The organism is Corynebacterium sp. SCR221107 (genome assembly GCF_027886475.1).
Taxonomy (GTDB): Bacteria; Actinomycetota; Actinomycetes; order Mycobacteriales; family Mycobacteriaceae; genus Corynebacterium.
The window spans coordinates 2,465,583-2,481,358 of record NZ_CP115670.1 but is presented as its reverse complement, the minus strand read 5'-3'; the positions used below and the strand labels follow the sequence as shown (position 1 = coordinate 2,481,358).

Annotated in this window: 14 protein-coding genes; 8 read left to right on the top strand and 6 right to left on the bottom strand. The window is 59.7% G+C overall.

Features of this window, described 5'->3' with window-relative positions; all coding sequences use genetic code 11:
• Positions 1-28: 28 nt before the first annotated feature.
• The 5 genes from purB to PAB09_RS10750 all read left to right on the top strand — a co-directional run bounded on the left by purB (position 29) and on the right by PAB09_RS10750 (position 6,945).
• Complete coding sequence (gene purB / locus PAB09_RS10770; RefSeq protein ID WP_271035376.1) at positions 29-1,468, top strand: adenylosuccinate lyase; 1,440 nt, start codon at positions 29-31, stop codon at positions 1,466-1,468.
• Between the two features lie 548 nt (positions 1,469-2,016).
• Positions 2,017-2,358 (top strand): hypothetical protein, encoded by a 342-nt coding sequence (locus PAB09_RS10765; protein WP_271033653.1) that lies wholly within the window; start codon positions 2,017-2,019, stop codon positions 2,356-2,358.
• A 205-nt stretch (positions 2,359-2,563) separates the two neighbouring features.
• On the top strand, positions 2,564-3,457 hold the full coding sequence (locus PAB09_RS10760) for a phosphoribosylaminoimidazolesuccinocarboxamide synthase (protein WP_271033652.1): 894 nt from the start codon (positions 2,564-2,566) through the stop codon (positions 3,455-3,457).
• A 742-nt stretch (positions 3,458-4,199) separates the two neighbouring features.
• Positions 4,200-4,664 carry a hypothetical protein gene (locus PAB09_RS10755; RefSeq protein ID WP_271033651.1) on the top strand — a complete coding sequence of 155 codons (465 nt, stop codon included), beginning with the start codon at positions 4,200-4,202 and terminating at the stop codon, positions 4,662-4,664.
• Between the two features lie 142 nt (positions 4,665-4,806).
• Positions 4,807-6,945 carry a S9 family peptidase gene (locus tag PAB09_RS10750; protein WP_271033650.1) on the top strand — a complete coding sequence of 713 codons (2,139 nt, stop codon included), beginning with the start codon at positions 4,807-4,809 and terminating at the stop codon, positions 6,943-6,945.
• Here the strand turns inward: PAB09_RS10750 and PAB09_RS10745 are convergent.
• Positions 6,917-7,066: a hypothetical protein gene (locus PAB09_RS10745; RefSeq protein WP_271033649.1), complete on the bottom strand. Its 150-nt coding sequence runs from the start codon at positions 7,064-7,066 to the stop codon at positions 6,917-6,919. The two genes, PAB09_RS10750 and PAB09_RS10745, sit on opposite strands and share 29 nt — an antisense overlap.
• On the opposite strand from PAB09_RS10745, the gene PAB09_RS10740 reads away from it, so the two are divergent.
• The gene (locus PAB09_RS10740) at positions 7,065-7,805 is read left to right on the top strand and encodes a DUF2334 domain-containing protein (RefSeq protein ID WP_271033648.1); all 741 of its coding nucleotides are present in this window, start codon (positions 7,065-7,067) and stop codon (positions 7,803-7,805) included. The genes PAB09_RS10745 and PAB09_RS10740 overlap by 2 nt on opposite strands.
• 21 nt (positions 7,806-7,826) lie before the next feature.
• A complete protein-coding gene (locus tag PAB09_RS10735; protein WP_271033647.1) occupies positions 7,827-8,309 on the top strand; it encodes a glutathione peroxidase in 483 nt (160 codons plus the stop codon).
• Positions 8,310-9,739: 1,430 nt separating this feature from the next.
• Here PAB09_RS10735 and PAB09_RS13375 read toward each other — a convergent pair.
• From PAB09_RS13375 to PAB09_RS10715, 5 genes are all read right to left on the bottom strand, one after another.
• Positions 9,740-10,045: a PepSY domain-containing protein gene (locus PAB09_RS13375; RefSeq protein WP_442873754.1), complete on the bottom strand. Its 306-nt coding sequence runs from the start codon at positions 10,043-10,045 to the stop codon at positions 9,740-9,742.
• Positions 10,046-10,546: 501 nt separating this feature from the next.
• Entirely contained in the window at positions 10,547-11,695 is a 1,149-nt protein-coding gene (locus tag PAB09_RS10730) for an alpha/beta hydrolase (RefSeq protein WP_271033646.1), read from the bottom strand.
• 59 nt (positions 11,696-11,754) lie between these two features.
• On the bottom strand, positions 11,755-12,537 hold the full coding sequence (locus PAB09_RS10725) for an FAD:protein FMN transferase (protein ID WP_271033645.1): 783 nt from the start codon (positions 12,535-12,537) through the stop codon (positions 11,755-11,757).
• Positions 12,534-13,094, bottom strand: coding sequence for an FMN-binding protein (locus PAB09_RS10720; protein WP_271033644.1), 561 nt, complete (start codon positions 13,092-13,094; stop codon positions 12,534-12,536). The genes PAB09_RS10725 and PAB09_RS10720 overlap by 4 nt, the downstream gene beginning before the upstream one ends.
• Positions 13,095-13,231: 137 nt before the next feature.
• Complete coding sequence (locus PAB09_RS10715) at positions 13,232-14,719, bottom strand: ferredoxin reductase family protein (protein ID WP_271033643.1); 1,488 nt, start codon at positions 14,717-14,719, stop codon at positions 13,232-13,234.
• Between the two features lie 319 nt (positions 14,720-15,038).
• Here PAB09_RS10715 and trhA point away from each other — a divergent pair, with 319 nt between their 5' ends.
• Positions 15,039-15,758, top strand: coding sequence for a PAQR family membrane homeostasis protein TrhA (gene trhA, locus PAB09_RS10710; protein ID WP_271035375.1), 720 nt, complete (start codon positions 15,039-15,041; stop codon positions 15,756-15,758).
• The last annotated feature ends 18 nt before the right edge of the window (positions 15,759-15,776 follow it).

Genomic DNA, 15,776 nt, shown 5'->3' with positions numbered 1-15,776 from the left:
ATGGATTAGGCGCGCTTAACGTGCGATAATTGCCACCGTGGCTGAAAAGAAGAAGATCGCAAACGTCCTATCCAACCGCTACGCCTCCGCAGAGCTATCGAACCTGTGGAGCCCGGAAGCCAAGATCGTCATGGAACGCCAGCTCTGGATCGCCGTGATGCGCGCGCAGAAGGACTTGGGCGTGGACATCCCCGCCGAGGCGATTGCCGCCTACGAAGCAGTCATCGACCAGGTGGATCTGGCCTCCATCGCCGAGCGGGAAAAGGTCACCCGCCACGACGTCAAGGCCCGCATCGAGGAGTTCAACGCCCTGGCAGGCTACGAGCACATCCACAAGGGCATGACCTCCCGCGACCTCACCGAAAACGTCGAGCAGCTCCAGATCTACCGCTCCCTTGAACTGGTGCGCGACAAGGCTGTTACCGTGGTCGCCCGCATCGGTGAGCGCGCCGGGCAGTACCAGACCTTGGTCATGGCGGGCCGCTCCCACAATGTCGCCGCCCAGGCCACCACCTTGGGCAAGCGTTTCGCCTCCGCCGCCGAGGAGATGCTCATCGCCATCGAGCGCGTGGAGGAGCTGCTCGGACGTTACCCGCTGCGCGGCATCAAAGGCCCGATGGGCACCGCCCAGGACATGCTCGACCTCATGGGTGGGGACGAAGCTAAGCTCGCCGCGCTGGAAACCCAGATCGCCGATCACCTCGGCTTCAAGCGCGTATTCGATTCGGTGGGCCAGGTCTACCCGCGCTCGCTCGATTTCGACGCCGTCTCCGCACTCGTCCAGCTGGGTGCGGGCCCGTCCTCTCTGGCTCACACGATCCGACTCATGGCCGGCAACGAGACCGTCACCGAGGGCTTCAAAGAAGGTCAGGTCGGATCGTCGGCGATGCCGCACAAGATGAATGCCCGCTCCTGTGAGCGCGTCGGTGGCCTGCAGGTCATCTTGCGCGGCTACCTCACCATGGTTGCTGACCTGTCCGGCCAGCAGTGGAACGAGGGCGACGTCTTCTGCTCCGTCATCCGCCGCGTGGCCTTGCCGGACGCCTTCTTCGCCCTCGACGGCATGTTCGAGACTTTCTTGACCGTGCTCAAGGAGTTCGGCGCCTTCCCGGCCATGATCGACCGCGAACTCGAGCGCTACCTGCCATTCTTGGCCACCACCCGCATCCTCATGGCAGCCGTCCGTGCGGGCGTCGGGCGTGAGACCGCCCACGAGGTCATCAAGGAAAACGCGGTCGCCGTGGCGCTGAACATGCGCGAAAACGGTGGCGAGCAAGACCTCATCGAGCGCCTGGCCGCTGACGAGCGCCTGCCTATGACCCGCGAACAGCTCGACGAGGCACTTGCCGACCGCCACGCCTTCATCGGCTCGGCCGAGTCCCAGGTTGACCGCGTGCTTGCACGCATCAAGGATCTCGTTGGCCGTTACCCGGAGGCCGCGAACTACAACCCGGGTGAGATTCTCTAGCCCGCGATTCTCACAAGCGCATCTGGCCCCATGCCCCTAGGACATGGGGCTTTCCCTTGCAGGATTTTCACGTTCGAGCTGACTTGTGTCACAGAGGTGTGGTCATCTTAGCCCTTGACATGTAGACCTGCGGGTTTGGTTCGGGGATGGCAGTTTTTGTGCGATGCGGGTCGGGTCGAGTTTAGTTGTGGTGTGATTTTTCATGAGATCGTGCATCCGTACCGTCACGACTGCATCTGGTGCTACTGACGTCCAAGTGGTGGTCTGGCTGGGGTTGCCCACCCAACTTTGTGGACAGTTAGTTAAGCGGCATTAGGGGGAACCGAGTTGTTCTCGTTTGAGTTGTTGTTGATGGGTGTTTTCTAAGGTCACAGGTGTTTGCATCCCGAGTGCGAAGTGCAGTCTTCTTCGGTTGTGGACCAGTTCGATCCACCAAGTGAGAGGCTTTGCGTACTTGATCCCGGGTGGCCCATTTCTTGAGGTCGTAGAACCGGCATCTTCCATGTCGACCGGATTTTCCCAAGAGCGCCGAGGAGAGCCACAAATCCTTGTCCGGCTTCCCGCTGCGTGTCGGGACGTACAAGGGCAACAAGGAAGAAACCCAAACAATGCCGCCGATGATCGAGGCATTCACAGCGGCCTACAGCCTTGAGAGAATAACCGTTGTTGCTGGTAAAGGTATGTTTTTATCTCGCAACAAGACTGTCATTGTCGAAGTTGGTCTAGACCATTTTCGCGCTACGAAAGTGCCCCAGCTGCCTGTGCGGGTCGTGTGGGCACTCAAGAAGTACCGCTCGATTGAGCTGGGGGCAGGTGATACCACCGTTCACGTCACCATGCCGCTACCGCCTGAGGTGCAAAATCTCGTGGACACCATCATGAACCCCTGATTTCCGCACTAAAATGACACAAGTCAGGTTCGACGGTCCGAGAACGCCCTGCTCACACCGATGCTTTCCCGAAAGGCGCGCCCCCTTGGCGTCGGCAAGCAACTGCAAGAGCGGGCGCCCGTGGGGGAGCGTGCGGCAAGCAAAAGCAGGCTGGAATGCCTCGCCAATTACCGCAAGTACCCATGTAGGGCTAGACTTCATCTTTATGCGTCCTGAACTTTCTCAGTACAACCATGTCTCCGCAGGCAAGGTGCGAGAGATCTACGAGATCGATGACGAGACCCTCCTCATGGTCGTCAGCGATCGTATTTCGGCATACGATCACATCCTTGATCCAGAAATCCCGGACAAGGGGCGCGTGCTCACAGCTATGAGCATGTACTTCTTCAACCACATTGACTTTCCCAACCACCTCGCAGGTCCAATCGATGATCCACGTATTCCTGAGGAGGTCCTCGGGCGTGCAATCGTGGTCAAGAAGCTGAAGATGCTACCTTTCGAGTGCGTGGTGCGTGGCTACCTTACCGGCTCCGGCATGAAGGAATACCAGGAGAGCCAGTCCGTCTGCGGCGTTGCACTGCCGGAGGGTCTCGTTGAGGCCTCCAAGCTGCCGGAACCGATCTTTACCCCGGCAACCAAGGCGGAGCTCGGTGACCATGACGAAAACGTCACCTTTGAGGCGGTTGTAGAGAGGTTGGGTCAGGCTCGCGCGGAGGAGCTGCGCGATGCCAGCATCAAGATTTACTCGCAGGCGGCGAAGATCGCTGAGGAGCGCGGCATTATCTTGGCCGACACCAAGTTCGAGTTCGGCCTCGATGAGGAGGGCAACCTTGTGCTTGCCGACGAAGTCCTCACCCCGGATTCCTCTCGTTATTGGCCAGCCGACGGTTATCAGCCAGGACGCGTGCAGCCTAGCTTTGATAAGCAATTTGTCCGTAACTGGCTGACCGGTCCGAAATCTGGCTGGGATGTCAACTCCACCACGCCCCCGCCGGTGCTGCCCGGCTCCGTGGTGGAGGCCACCCGCGAGCGATACGTCGAGGCATTTGAGCGCATCACTGGGCATAAGTTCAACGAATGGATTGGTTGCTGCGTGTAAAGCGCACGAGTTTCATCGAAATGTAAGTCCCGCCTCCTGTGCTGTGTGACAGGGAGCGGGACTTAATCATTCGGCAGTCATTCCCGGGTCATTGCATGGGCGCTTTCATTGCGATTGCTCTGCTGGTGGGTAGGCATGTTGGTGCGTGGTAGTCGAATTTGGTAGTGGGGTCTAACGCGTGAAAATGGGTTCGGCGATTCGCCACACGGGACTGATCATGGGCTTTTGCACTCAGCAATGGAAAATAACTGCCAATCCATATTTGAGAGTCACATAAGTCACAGTCTCGAAAAGTGTGTTTTATGGCACTAAATTGTGCACATCCTTTCCAGTCTGTTGAGTAAAATTCTGCGACTAATTGGATGAAGTGCTGTGGAAAAGACGAAGAAACTGAAGGTGGCTTTAGCGAAAGGGCTGTCGTCTTACCTTGATGTTTTGTCGACTCCTTGAGTGTGGGTGTTTCAAAAAGCCTTCGCGCTATGTATGGCAGAAAGCTAGATTTTTGGCCCTAATTAACGGTTTATGCTGGCGCTTTGACAAAAGTGTGGGCTCTGGTTTCTTAATCTGGGGCTCGGTGTCTTGAGGGTGAATTAAGGTTCGTATGAATCCGTTTCAAAATCGAATTTTGAACCTACTATTCGATTGTTTTCTATATGATGACCGGCAACTATGTGTGCCCTAAATATGGAATTCATAGGTGAATGGTTGTGCGCCTTTTCGGTCTGGCGCGGGATCAAAGTGCTTGAAATTCTGTTGGAGAATCGGTAAATGCTCCATCGTCGAGGTCGAGGACCCGAATGCGCCTACTGATTCCACGCCAGCCGTTCCATCCACGAAGACCGATGGCGGCTTTACCTGGCCGGTAGTCAAGAGCAACGAGGTTCCAAGTTTCACCTACGCTGCGCAGCATGAGAGTCAGCTTGATAAGAACACCAACGATTCAACTGGTTCCACAGGGCAGTCTACGCCGGCGACGAATGATCGCGTAGCAACTACCGATGTCGCTGCCTACGCTGCAGCAGGCACTGGCGACATGGGAACCGTGACGGCCGATCACGCGCAAGCACCAGCGGCAAGTGGTATCGCGAAGCAGGCCCGCAGTGTCCTGGCTAACACCGGTGCCAGTGTCTGGCACCTGATGGTAATGGCAGGCATGCTGGCACTGGCAGGTATCCGCTTCATCACCCGATCCCGCAGAAACGACTAGTCCGTCGATACAGTGCAATACCTACAAAGCTCCACCCGCTGATTCCTTCCCAGCGGGTGGAGCTTTTTAGCATCCAATAAACGTTGGCCCATGGCCGTCGGCAAGCAACAAGAGCCATTGCAAACGGCTACGATAGTCACACATGACTCTTAATCCGCCGGTAGCAAAAAAGATCCCCTTCGTACGTAGTTTTCACGGACATGATTTCGTAGACAATTACGAGTGGTTGCGCGACAAAGACGCAGCCGACACGCGCGCGTACCTCGAGGCCGAAAATGCCTACGTCACCGAGGCCACCGAGGGGCTAGAGACCTTGCGGGAAAACATCTACCAAGAGATCAAGTCGCGGGTGAAAGAAACGGCCATGTCCGTTCCCCAGCGCATGGGCAACTACTGGTATTACACCCGCACGGAGGAAGGGAAAAGCTATGGCTATTCCTGCCGCAAGCCCGTGGCAAGTGGAGAGAATGGCTGGGTGCCGCCGGTCATCGAGGAGGGCGTGCCCGCCGACGGGGAAGAAGTCATCCTCGACCTCAACGCGCTTGCCGACGGCCACGAGTTCTTTTCCCTCGGCGCTTCTTCGCTGAGCACGAGTGGCAATTTCTTGGCGTATTCGATCGACGTCGAAGGCGATGAACGTTTCACCTTGCGCGTCAAAGACCTGCGCACCGGTGAACACCTCAGCGATGAGATCGAAGGCGTCTTTTATGGAGCCACGTGGGTAGGGGAGGAGTACCTGTTCTACCAGCGCGTGGACGATGCTTGGCGCCCCGACACTGTTTGGCGCCACCGCATCGGCACGCCAGTCGAGCAGGATGTGCGCGTGTTCCACGAGCCCGACGAACGCTTCAACGTTGGCGTCGGCGGCGTTCGTTCGGAAAAGTTCCTCACCATCGCGGCCGGTTCCAAGACCACCACCGAGATCTGGGCGCTGCCGCAAGACGATCCGGAAGGGCAATTCCGCCTCATCCACAAGCGCAAGGAAGGCCTCGACGTTGACATCGACCACGCTGTTGTCGGTGGCCAAGACGTGTGGCTGGTCACTCACAACGCCACCGGGCCGAACTTTGCTGTTGGCTGGACCCCCGTCAACCTTGACGAGCCCATCAACATCGATCAGCTCCACGAGCTGGTCGCCCACCGCGATGACGTACGCATCGAAGGCGTGGATACCTACCGCGATCACATTACGCTGGGCTACCGGCGTGGCGCCATCGGCCAGTTGGCGGTCATGAAACTCGACGGCGCGGCCACCAGCGCCGATGAGGGATTTGGGCAATTTGAGGAGCTCACCTTCGATGAGGAGTTGTACTCGGCAGGCTCGAAGGGTAACCCCGAGTGGGACGCGCCGGTGATTAGGCTGTCCTACGGCTCCTTTACCACCCCGGCGCAGGTATGGGACTTAGAGATCGAGACCGGAAAGCGCACGTTGCTCAAGGAACAAGAGGTCTTGGGCGGATTCAACCGAGCCGACTACACCTCCCGCAGGCTGTGGGTCACCGCCCGCGATGGCGCACAGGTGCCGGTGTCGTTGGTTTACCGCACAGACCTTGACGTGACAGCGCCCAACCCCACGTTGCTGTATGGCTACGGCTCCTATGAACAGTCCATCGAACCGGCCTTTTCGGTGGCGCGCCTGTCCCTGCTCGATCGCGGCATGATCTTCGCCGTCGCACACGTTCGCGGCGGTGGCGAGCTGGGGCGTGGCTGGTACGACAACGGCAAGATGGAGCACAAGCGCAACACCTTCACCGACTTCATTGACGTTGCCGACGCACTACTTTCCCAGGGCATCACCGATCGGGAGCACCTCGTGGCCGAAGGCGGTTCCGCCGGCGGATTGCTCATGGGAGCCGTCGCCAACATGGCTGGTGATCGCTTCAAAGCGCTGCTTGCGGCCGTGCCCTTCGTGGATCCGTTGACCTCCATGCTCAAACCCGAGCTGCCTTTGACCGTCGGCGAGTGGGAGGAGTGGGGCGACCCGCTGCACGACGCATCCGTCTACGATTACATGGCCTCCTATGCCCCCTATGAAAACATCGAGGCCAAGATTTACCCCAACATCCTTGCCACCACCTCGCTCAATGACACCCGCGTCCTCTACGTCGAGCCTGCCAAGTGGATCGCCAAGCTGCGCGATGTCGCAACCGGCGGGGAGTTTTATCTCAAGACCGAGATGTCGGCCGGCCACGGTGGTGTCTCGGGGCGTTATGCGATGTGGCGCGAGACCGCCTTCGAATGGGGCTGGCTGCTTAACCAGGCAACCGGGCTGGAGAAATAGCGGTGACGTACTGGGAGACGCAGTGTGCGTCGGCAAGCAAGATGACGTGCAGGTAACGCACGCGTAGCCGGCGCACAACATCGCGCGACAGGCCGGGCAAGGTATGCAACAATGCAGCCATGACCCGGCTTCTTGCATCCATATCCAGCATCTTCGACCGCACGCTAAACCCCACGCGCAAGCTGGTTGATGCCCTCGACGCCGAAGGGATCCCCGTCTCCTTGCTCATCGCACCGCAGGTGGGGCAAAGCTGGCACCTAGCCCGCGACGAACGCAGCCTCGCGTGGCTGTCTGCCCAGCAGGCTGCCGGGCGCTGCCTGATCCTCAATGGTTTTGACGAGGCTGCCACCGGCCGTCACGGCGAATTCGCCAACCTGAAGCGCCATGAAGCCAACCTGCGGCTGGCAGGTGCCACAAGGCAGATGCACCGACTCGGCTTTGACTTTGATATCTTCGCCCCGCCCCGCTGGGAACTGTCCGCAGGTACGCTGGAGGCCTGCCAGGGCTATGATTTTAGCGTCGTGGCCTCGCGCCAGCACATGTTCTTCCTCGAGACCGGGCAATCGATTAGCTGCCGAAACATCTCCATCGGTGAGGGCTACGGGGCAAAGAAATGGTGGCGCAGGTTCGTCATCCGCTCCGCCGAGCGTAGCGCGGTAACGAGCGACCTCGTTCGACTTTCGGTCTCTGCGCGGCAGCTGCAAGATGAGCACGTCTTCGCCGATTTCATGCGTGCGCTCACCCATGCGACCTCGCGCGCGGCGATCCCCGCCGACTACAACTGCCTGCTGCCTTCCTCACCTGCGCGTACCGGCGTGCAATCCGACAACATGCAAGCACACCTTTCCCTCGGCCGATAGCCGCGGGTTAGGCTTAAGCGCATGAGCATTCCACAAGATTTCTATTCCATCCCCGTCACGCTTGCCGATGGCCGCAAAACCAGCATGGCGGACTGGCAAGGCCACGCCCTCATGATCGTCAACACAGCATCCCAGTGCGGATTTACCCCGCAACTGGAGACCCTCCAAGAGCTCTTCGCCGAGTATGCACCGCGCGGACTGTTTGTTATCGCGGTGCCATGCAACCAGTTCGGTGCCCAGAAACCAGGCAGCAACGACGACATCGTGACATTTTGCTCAACCACCTATGGTGTGGAATTCCCGATCTTGGAAAAGGCCGACGTCAACGGCGAAAACACACACCCCTTGTTCGCCTACCTGAAGGGCGATGGCCCCGACGTTGCCTGGAACTTCGAGAAATTCCTCGTTTCGCCTCAAGGCGAGGTGGTAGCCCGCTTCGACTCGCGCATCGAACCGGACGACATGAAGGTCATCGACGTGCTCGAGGACATTCTTCCGATCTAGGTGCGGTGGGGGCGTGGCCCCGCGGACTCCTGGCCACACACAAAGAAATCCCAGCGGCCGTTTCCCACCTTCTGCAAGGTGGTGGCGCTGGGATGTTCTTCATCAGAAAGAAAGGATGTCTCTCAAAAAAGGAATCTCATGCATCTTAAGAATTGTTGCAGTTAAAGCGACGCCCCTCAACGTCTATGCAACTTTCCCCGTGATTCCCATCAGGGGGCGAGTCGTTCCTAAGTATCAACTCGTGTGGAAAAGCCGTTCCAGTTTCTCAGCGGCGCTGGATCTATCATCCAGTGCTTGAAAAACCTTCTCAAGCTATTTCCCTTCACCTGCCATGAACTACTCCTTTGCTGCCTCGTCGATCTGCCGGAAACGTCTGTGTGAAGCACCCGTAAGGGAACCTCGACGTGGCGGAGATCAGTGCGGATCTTGCCTCGGCCGGCGATTCGTTTCCGTGCCGATGACATGAAGTTAACCACTGCTGCGGAAAGTCTGCAACCACCTTTTCACTAGTGCTGAGCTGGGAAAACGGGAAAAATGGGGTTTTCTGGCAGTTCCCTGTGTGCGTCTCCAGTTCTGTTTAAGCCACAAATGAGGCTCTGAACTGCCACTATGGGGCAAGTAGCGGGTTATCGATGACATGCATTGCCAATTCTGGGAGAAAGCTGGATAACTGCGAAAAGTTTTCTACGCGGATTGTTTGTGCAGGTCAAAGGGGTTTGGTGGTGCGCGAAGATGCGGAGGTTGTACCCTAAATGTCCCTTGGTGAAAACATTTTGGTGCCGGACGGTCGCGCATTGGTCGTTTTTGGCGGGTCGGTTCCGGTTCCTGCTCAGCGGCAGCAGCGTCTGATGCGCGCTCTGTGCGTGGGCGCAGTGCTGTAGAGGGTAGGCATTGCCAGGCGAGCTCGATGAGGAAGAAGACAACGAGGCTTGCGCCAATCAGTGGGGCGAGGGCACTGTCGGCAAGCGCAAATGGTAGCCAGCCGATATGCTGCCTTCGATTCAGGTGGCCGCAGACATCCTCCCGGGGCGGCTTCCATAGCCGCGCAACTTGATTAGCCAATCCAAGAAGCGTTCCCATGTGCAATTGAATGAGCCAGTGGCACAGCCTGACGGCGAGAGGCCACGAGGTATACTCGACGTAGTCAACGATCCCGCCTGTGGCCGCGTCGACTGCCACGGAGCAATTGTAAGACTTGAGAAATTCGCGTGGCTCCTTCGCGGTCCGGGCCGTGTTTTATTACGCAGGTGGTGTGATGTCGAGCATGCCTTCTAGGCCTGCCTGTCGCGCCGCGACGATACGCGGTCGACGTCGGCAAGCCTCACAAGGCTGCGTGCCAGGAGCGTCGCCGTGCGCTCGGACGCCTTTCGCCTGTGCGGTGAGACTGCGTGCGGGGCTAACGTGTCTGGGGGAGTCACCCGCGGTGCTGCTCAAGGTGACGGCTGGCTTCGGCTCGAGCCAATCGAGGTGCGTTCGCGTCTGTCCCATCCTTGTCTCATCACGAAAACCGGCGACGAGCGACCACCGAAGTTCGTGACCGTCAAGAGCAAAAAGCCGGGCAGAAACCATGTTCCCCAGCAGTCGTGGTGCCGCCGTATCTGGTCGCGCGGGGACTGCGTTCGGTGGGATGCTTTCCGACGTTTCGCGTCGCCCCACCACACCACCATTCCCGCCAGTGCGATCGCGTCGAGCCAGGAGGCCGCAAGCTCGACATAGACCCGACCGGGCGTACCCAGCCAGAGGCTGCGGTGGCCGAGGGGTCGGAACTTGCCTCGATGGCGGCAAGGGGAAGCTCGGGGTGCAGCTTGGCTGCGGCGGCGACTTGTTCGGCTACCGGGCGGGCCGGCAAGGTGGCAGTGGCCGTGAGTTTCTCGTGATACTTGGCCTACTCCAGCGTGGGGGCGAAGACCCTAGACAGGCCGGTGAGTGCTGCAACGACGAGCAACGGGGCTACAATGACGCCGGCCAGCATGTGGATCCGGTAGGTACCGGTAGGTAAAGGCGCGAAAAGTATTGCTGATATCACCCACGCGGTCGTCGTCGGAAAGCAGGTGCCTGGGGTTCCCGCGCTTATTGAAGACGGGCATAAAACTACCCCTGGCTTGCTGTTTAGTGTCCCAACAACATCGCACGCTAAACGGAAGAACGGGGGTTGCCCGCAAGAGTCCCGGCGCGGGGGTAGCAGAAAAAGGTCCGACCCGATTGAGTGATCCATCAACACATGGATTGGAAGGGGACTATTCGCCTAAGGCTGGGCCAAGTGTACTGTGCCAAGCAGCCCGTAACTCTTGCTCAAAATTGGTGTAATTGTGCGCGCCAAATATCGTGTAATAACGTTCGACCTCGATGCCTGCCGCCTCGGCCTTGCGGGTGAAGTAGTTGGAAAACATCTGGCTCAAAATCTCCAGCCACATCGGACCAAACCACTGCCCACCCAGGTCAGCGAGAGTGGGGATGCCCAAGCCGGTGCCCACGAATACCTTGATTCCTCGAAGATCCTCGAGGTTGTTGGCGGGATCGAGTTCAAACCATGCCGGGTCTTGATCAGGGCCGAAGGCATTGGCAGGATCACCGCCCTTGGTCTGGATGAGCACACTGGTAAAGATTCGCCCGAGAACCCCGGAGTTTGCCGGGTAACCACTTAAGCTGGCGGCTGCACAAAAACGCTGGGGATAAAGACCTGCGAGCCGGATGGCGGGCCCACCGGACATGGAAAGGCCCGCGATAGCGCCACGGGAATTGGCGTAGAAATTGCTGGCCATGACCTCCGGTAGTTCTTCGCCGAGGTAGGTCTGCCACTGGTTGACGCCGAGGGCGGGATCGGTATTTTGCCAATCGGCGTACATGCTTCCCCGTCCGCCAATTGGAGTGACGACTTGGACGTTTTTGTCGGCAAAGAATTGCTCGTAGGTGGAGGACTCGCGCCAGTTCTGCGTGCCCTCGCCGCCCTCGGCCCCCGACAGGAGATACAGCGTGGGCCGAGGCGTGGTGTTGTCTAGCCCGCCAACGGGTAGCAAGAGCAAGTTGGTGATCACCTTGCCGCTGGCCGGCGACCACACATCGATTTCGTAGGAGTTGTCCTCCACGTGCCTGGTGGCAATCAATCTGGGGGCTGGGCCGTAGTCTGCGTCATCCATATCTGGCTGGCTCGCGGAGACATCCGCGCCGTCGGAGACGACCTCGCTGGAGGTCGAGGGATAAAGGTGTTCCACCGATGACCCCTCGGGGATGGCGATCGGATCCAGCAAAGGGTCATCGATGCTCGAGGAGCCAGCCGAAACGGAGGAAGCCTCGAGCGCCCCGGCCGGCACCGCGCCCACACTGAGGATCACGACGCTCAGGCACGAGGTCGCGACTAGCTTGCAAAGCAGCGGGGGTGTATTCATTCGGGCTCCATCTGCACGTGGTCATGCTGAAGATGTAAACGTTTTCCGTGGTGATGGTATCAACCGCGCTGGTCGGCGACGATGCTGTATCCGGGGAAGCGGTCAAGAATGCTTGCGTTATCCCCCGGGTTGGCAAACAACGCGGTAGCCAAGACGTCAGCCCACATCACCGAAGGCCCCGCAACGGTTAAAGAGCCACCCCAGGTGGTTGGCCCGCCGAGCGCGGGGGAGTAGATGTGGTGGCCGCGGGCATAGGTTCCCGAGGTCGCCACCGCCAAGTGGGTGACATCCAGTGTGGTTTTGATCCGCGAAGGATGGTGGGCGTCCTCGATGCCGATGCGCCACGGGTTGTCTTTCGTTGCACCCTCGGCGATGATGTCACCGCCACCGTTGAGGCAAAAGGCCATACCATATCCGGTAATAGGGCGCAGCACGAATGCCGCTTTCTCCAGCGCCCATCCCTTGACGAGGCCAGTAGGGTCGAAAATCGCGGGTTGTTTTCCGGGCTCGGTTGCGGCGGCCGGTCGGTTAAAGGCGCTGAATAAACCATCGGTGAGATCTGCTGCCTGCTCGCAGTGCCACCACACCGTCGCGACGTCGGGGTCTAAGTCTTCCAGCCGCGCCTCGAAGCGGGCCAGGCGGGAGACATCTGAGTCCGGCTTCCATAACGAAAAGACCTCATCGGCATGGGTGATGGCGGCAAAAGCCTCACGCACGTGCTCGTCGATCAGGCCGTCGTGCGGGTCAGCTGCCCTGATGTGTAGAGAAAACGGTACGTTCATGTGCTGGGCAACGAAGACCCTGGGGCGCAGGTGAGCGGAAACGGAAGCAAGGGTAGTCATGAGATGCCTGCCTGATCGAGCGCGGACTGAAGGGACTGCATATAGGCCTGAGAGGTGTACGTGGCGCCGGAGACGGAGTCGATGGTGGCGCTTTGAGCGGAGACCGCCTCACTATTGAGAACTGGGATGGCCCGGCTGTTAATCATGACGTCCTTGCCGTCGGAGTTCGGATACACGATCGCATCGGCTGCGGTCATCTGCCCGCCGGAAACGGTGATCTGGACCTGCACTGGGCCAAAGCGGGTGTTGACTGAAGTACCGGTGAAGGTGCCGTCGGTGGTTGCGGTGCCCGTGGAACCGCTGGTACTCACGTCGCCGCCCGTGGTGGCGCCGGAGGCGGATGAGGTGGTGCTACCGCTTACGGAATCGTCGCTAGAGGTGGCGGTGCTGGTGGGGCTTGTGTCGGCGTCGGAGCCATCGTCAGCACCGCTGGTGCCCGGGTTGAGCGGAGCATAGGCGGCGGTGGTGACCTCATCGGCTGGCTGGGAGGTGTGGTAACCAAGCAAGAGAGCGCATGCAGTGACGGTACTCATGGCCCACCAGGCAATCTTTTTCATGGGGAGGTTTCTTTTCTTTTTTTAGTGGGTGTTGGGTTAGTTCGGGAATGGCTATGAACTCTCGTGGAACTTGTGGTCGGACACTGCTGAACACCTGCTGGCAGTGGCGCTATATCCGGTCCCTTGAGTTGGTGCGCTTAAAGGCTGAACTTCTCGGCGTGGATGTCGCCGGTGCCTGCGCGACGGGCGGCCCGGGTGACCGACTTCATCCACTCGTTGGGGCCGCATACGAAGAGATCGGACTCGGCTAAGTCGGGGGCCAAGCGCTGGAGGGCGACATGGTCGGCGAGGCCATGGCCCTGGGGCTGCCAGGAGCCCGGGCAGCGGTGCCCGGAAAGGAGATAGAACTGTGCGCCTTTGAGCGCGCACAGTTCCGGCAGCCGGGTGCCGTAGGCAAGCTCATCGGGGGAGGATGCGCGGGCGATGACGGTAATGGTGCCGGTGTCTGTGGCCGGATCGTGGCTGGGCAGGGTCTCCAGCAAGGAGATGATCGGCATGAGACCGGTGCCAGCACCCATGAGCACGGTGTGCGGCTGCGACTTCGTCAACCGGTGCAGGCGCCCATAGGGGCCTTCGATGAACACGCGGGTTCCTGTCTTGAGTGTCGCCAGGCGCATCGATTTTGGGCCAACCATGGCGGCGGTGACTTCCAGGCTGTGGCCGTCGGGAAGCGCGGACAGGGAAAGCGGGATGGCGCGGGTCATTCCTTGGCCTTCGAAGCGCCAGTTGAAGTACTGGCCGCCGGCTACGCGCATGCGGCTCAGGTGGCGGCCGGTCATGCGCACGCGCACCAGATTGCCGGGCAAGGTGGTCACCTCAGCCACGCGCAGGTTGTAGTAGGATGAGGCGGCAATCGGTACGATGATGCGGAAGACGATGACGCTCGTCGCCGTCATTGCCCAGAGCGCCCACCACAGTCCGGTAATGACCGGGTGTCCCAGGAACTCGGCGCCAGTCCACAGCTGGTGCGGGATGGCCAACGCCGCGCCTAGGTAGCCGTAGAGGTGGATGAGGTGCCAGTTCTCATAGCGCAGGCTGCGCCGTGCTGCTTTGAAGGAGGTAACCACCACCATGACCAGTGCGAAGGTGCCTGCCACGGCCAGCAACATGCCGGGGTAGTTCCAGGTCATGTCCCAGAAGGTGGCGGCCATGCCCATGATCGAATCATTGTCCTGGGCGACCAGAAGCGCGATATGGATCATGATGAGGCTAAAGCTGCTAAAACCAAGCCAGCGGTGCATGACCGTGAGGCGATCCTGACCGATGGAGGCCTCCACGAAAGGCACGCGGGACATCATGAACACCTGGATCAGCAAGGCCATGGAGGCGAGCAGTCCGGTCATGCGGCCCGCCGAGCCAAGGGCGGGACTGAGTCCTTGGGTGAGCTCTTGGACGCCGCCTGCCTGGATCCACATGTAGATGGTTGCCACGAACAACGCCCAGACGTCGGAATAGACGGCCGTTGCCGTCCAACTCTCGCGCTGGCCGCCCATGGGGCGACGGGTGCGCTCGGCGAACAGCTCGGAGACCGGACGTTGGGTGTGAGGGACGCGGGGGGTTTGTTGGGTGGTATTACCGTCGGCTCGGCGCGCGCCGGGTGTGTCGGAGTTCAATGCCATAACCATGGCTTTGATTCTTAAATGCGCGGCTGTGCGTAGCCTTGGAATCACGTGTCAGCGGTGAGTTAGCTTGTTTGGAATTGGGCATAAACCACGCCTTTGGCACGGGGAGTACTCACAAGAACCTGTGAACAGGCTGGCAAAAAGCCCCGGGTAACCCGAATGGGGGTTGTTACCTACGCAATCGTTGGTTAGGCTTTCGACGATGACTGATCGGCAGACCCACCAAAGGCATTCACCAGTGACAACCACGAAAAAACAGCATCACGAGCCCCATCGAGGCGCCGAGTGTGCGCAAAAAGAATTCACGCCAGATAACCGAAATCTGCCCAGGGCTGTCCGCCAAACCGGCCACGAAGACAAGGGTGAGGCCATCCCGCTGGTGGAGCTGCGCCGTTTTGTCTATGACCGTGGCGAGCGCCCCATTACCCGCGGCTGGTTCCATCTCATCGCCGCGTGGCTGTCGGTGGTTTCCGGATCTGTGCTGGTCACCTTCGCCTTTATGACCCGCAGTTGGTCGGAGGCTTTAGGCGTGCTCATCTACGCCCTCGGCTTGGTGGGCCTCTTCGGGGTTTCGGCCGCCTATCATCGTGGGCCGTGGAAATCGCTGCAGACCATTAACTGGTGGCGCCGGGCCGACCACTCCATGATCGCGTTGTTTATCGCCGCAACCTACACCCCGCTATGTCTGATCGTCCTGCCTGACCAGTGGTGGATCCTCGTGGTGGCCTGGTCCGGGGCGGTGGGTGCCGTTGTCTTGAACATGGTGTGGATCAACCATCCGCGCTGGCTCGACGTGGCGGTCTACCTCATCTTGGGCTGGCTCATCGTGCCACTGATTCCGGAGCTGTGGCGCACCGCAGGCCCGGCTGTGGTCTGGTTGCTCTTTGCCGGGGGCGTCGTTTATTCCCTGGGCGCGTTCATGTACGCCTTCCGGTGGCCGGGCCGCAACGCGCGCGTGGTCGGCTTCCACGAGGTCTTCCACGCGGCTACCATCGTCGCCGCTGTGGTGCACCTTATCGCCGTGTGGATGGTCGTCGCCTAATAGGTTGCTTGCTTGCCG

Bases quoted from the DNA above. Each gene is read 5' to 3' on its own strand.
- PAB09_RS10745 (WP_271033649.1), bottom strand. From the start codon at position 7,066: ATGGCTGCATTGTTGCATACCTTGCCCGGCCTGTCGCGCGATGTTGTG.
- PAB09_RS10735 (WP_271033647.1), top strand. From the start codon at position 7,827: ATGAGCATTCCACAAGATTTCTATTCCATCCCCGTCACGCTTGCCGAT.
- PAB09_RS10750 (WP_271033650.1), top strand. From the start codon at position 4,807: ATGACTCTTAATCCGCCGGTAGCAAAAAAGATCCCCTTCGTACGTAGT.
- PAB09_RS10720 (WP_271033644.1), bottom strand. From the start codon at position 13,094: ATGAAAAAGATTGCCTGGTGGGCCATGAGTACCGTCACTGCATGCGCT.
- PAB09_RS10760 (WP_271033652.1), top strand. From the start codon at position 2,564: ATGCGTCCTGAACTTTCTCAGTACAACCATGTCTCCGCAGGCAAGGTG.
- PAB09_RS10725 (WP_271033645.1), bottom strand. From the start codon at position 12,537: ATGACTACCCTTGCTTCCGTTTCCGCTCACCTGCGCCCCAGGGTCTTC.
- PAB09_RS10740 (WP_271033648.1), top strand. From the start codon at position 7,065: ATGACCCGGCTTCTTGCATCCATATCCAGCATCTTCGACCGCACGCTA.
- PAB09_RS10730 (WP_271033646.1), bottom strand. From the start codon at position 11,695: ATGAATACACCCCCGCTGCTTTGCAAGCTAGTCGCGACCTCGTGCCTG.
- PAB09_RS10715 (WP_271033643.1), bottom strand. From the start codon at position 14,719: ATGGTTATGGCATTGAACTCCGACACACCCGGCGCGCGCCGAGCCGAC.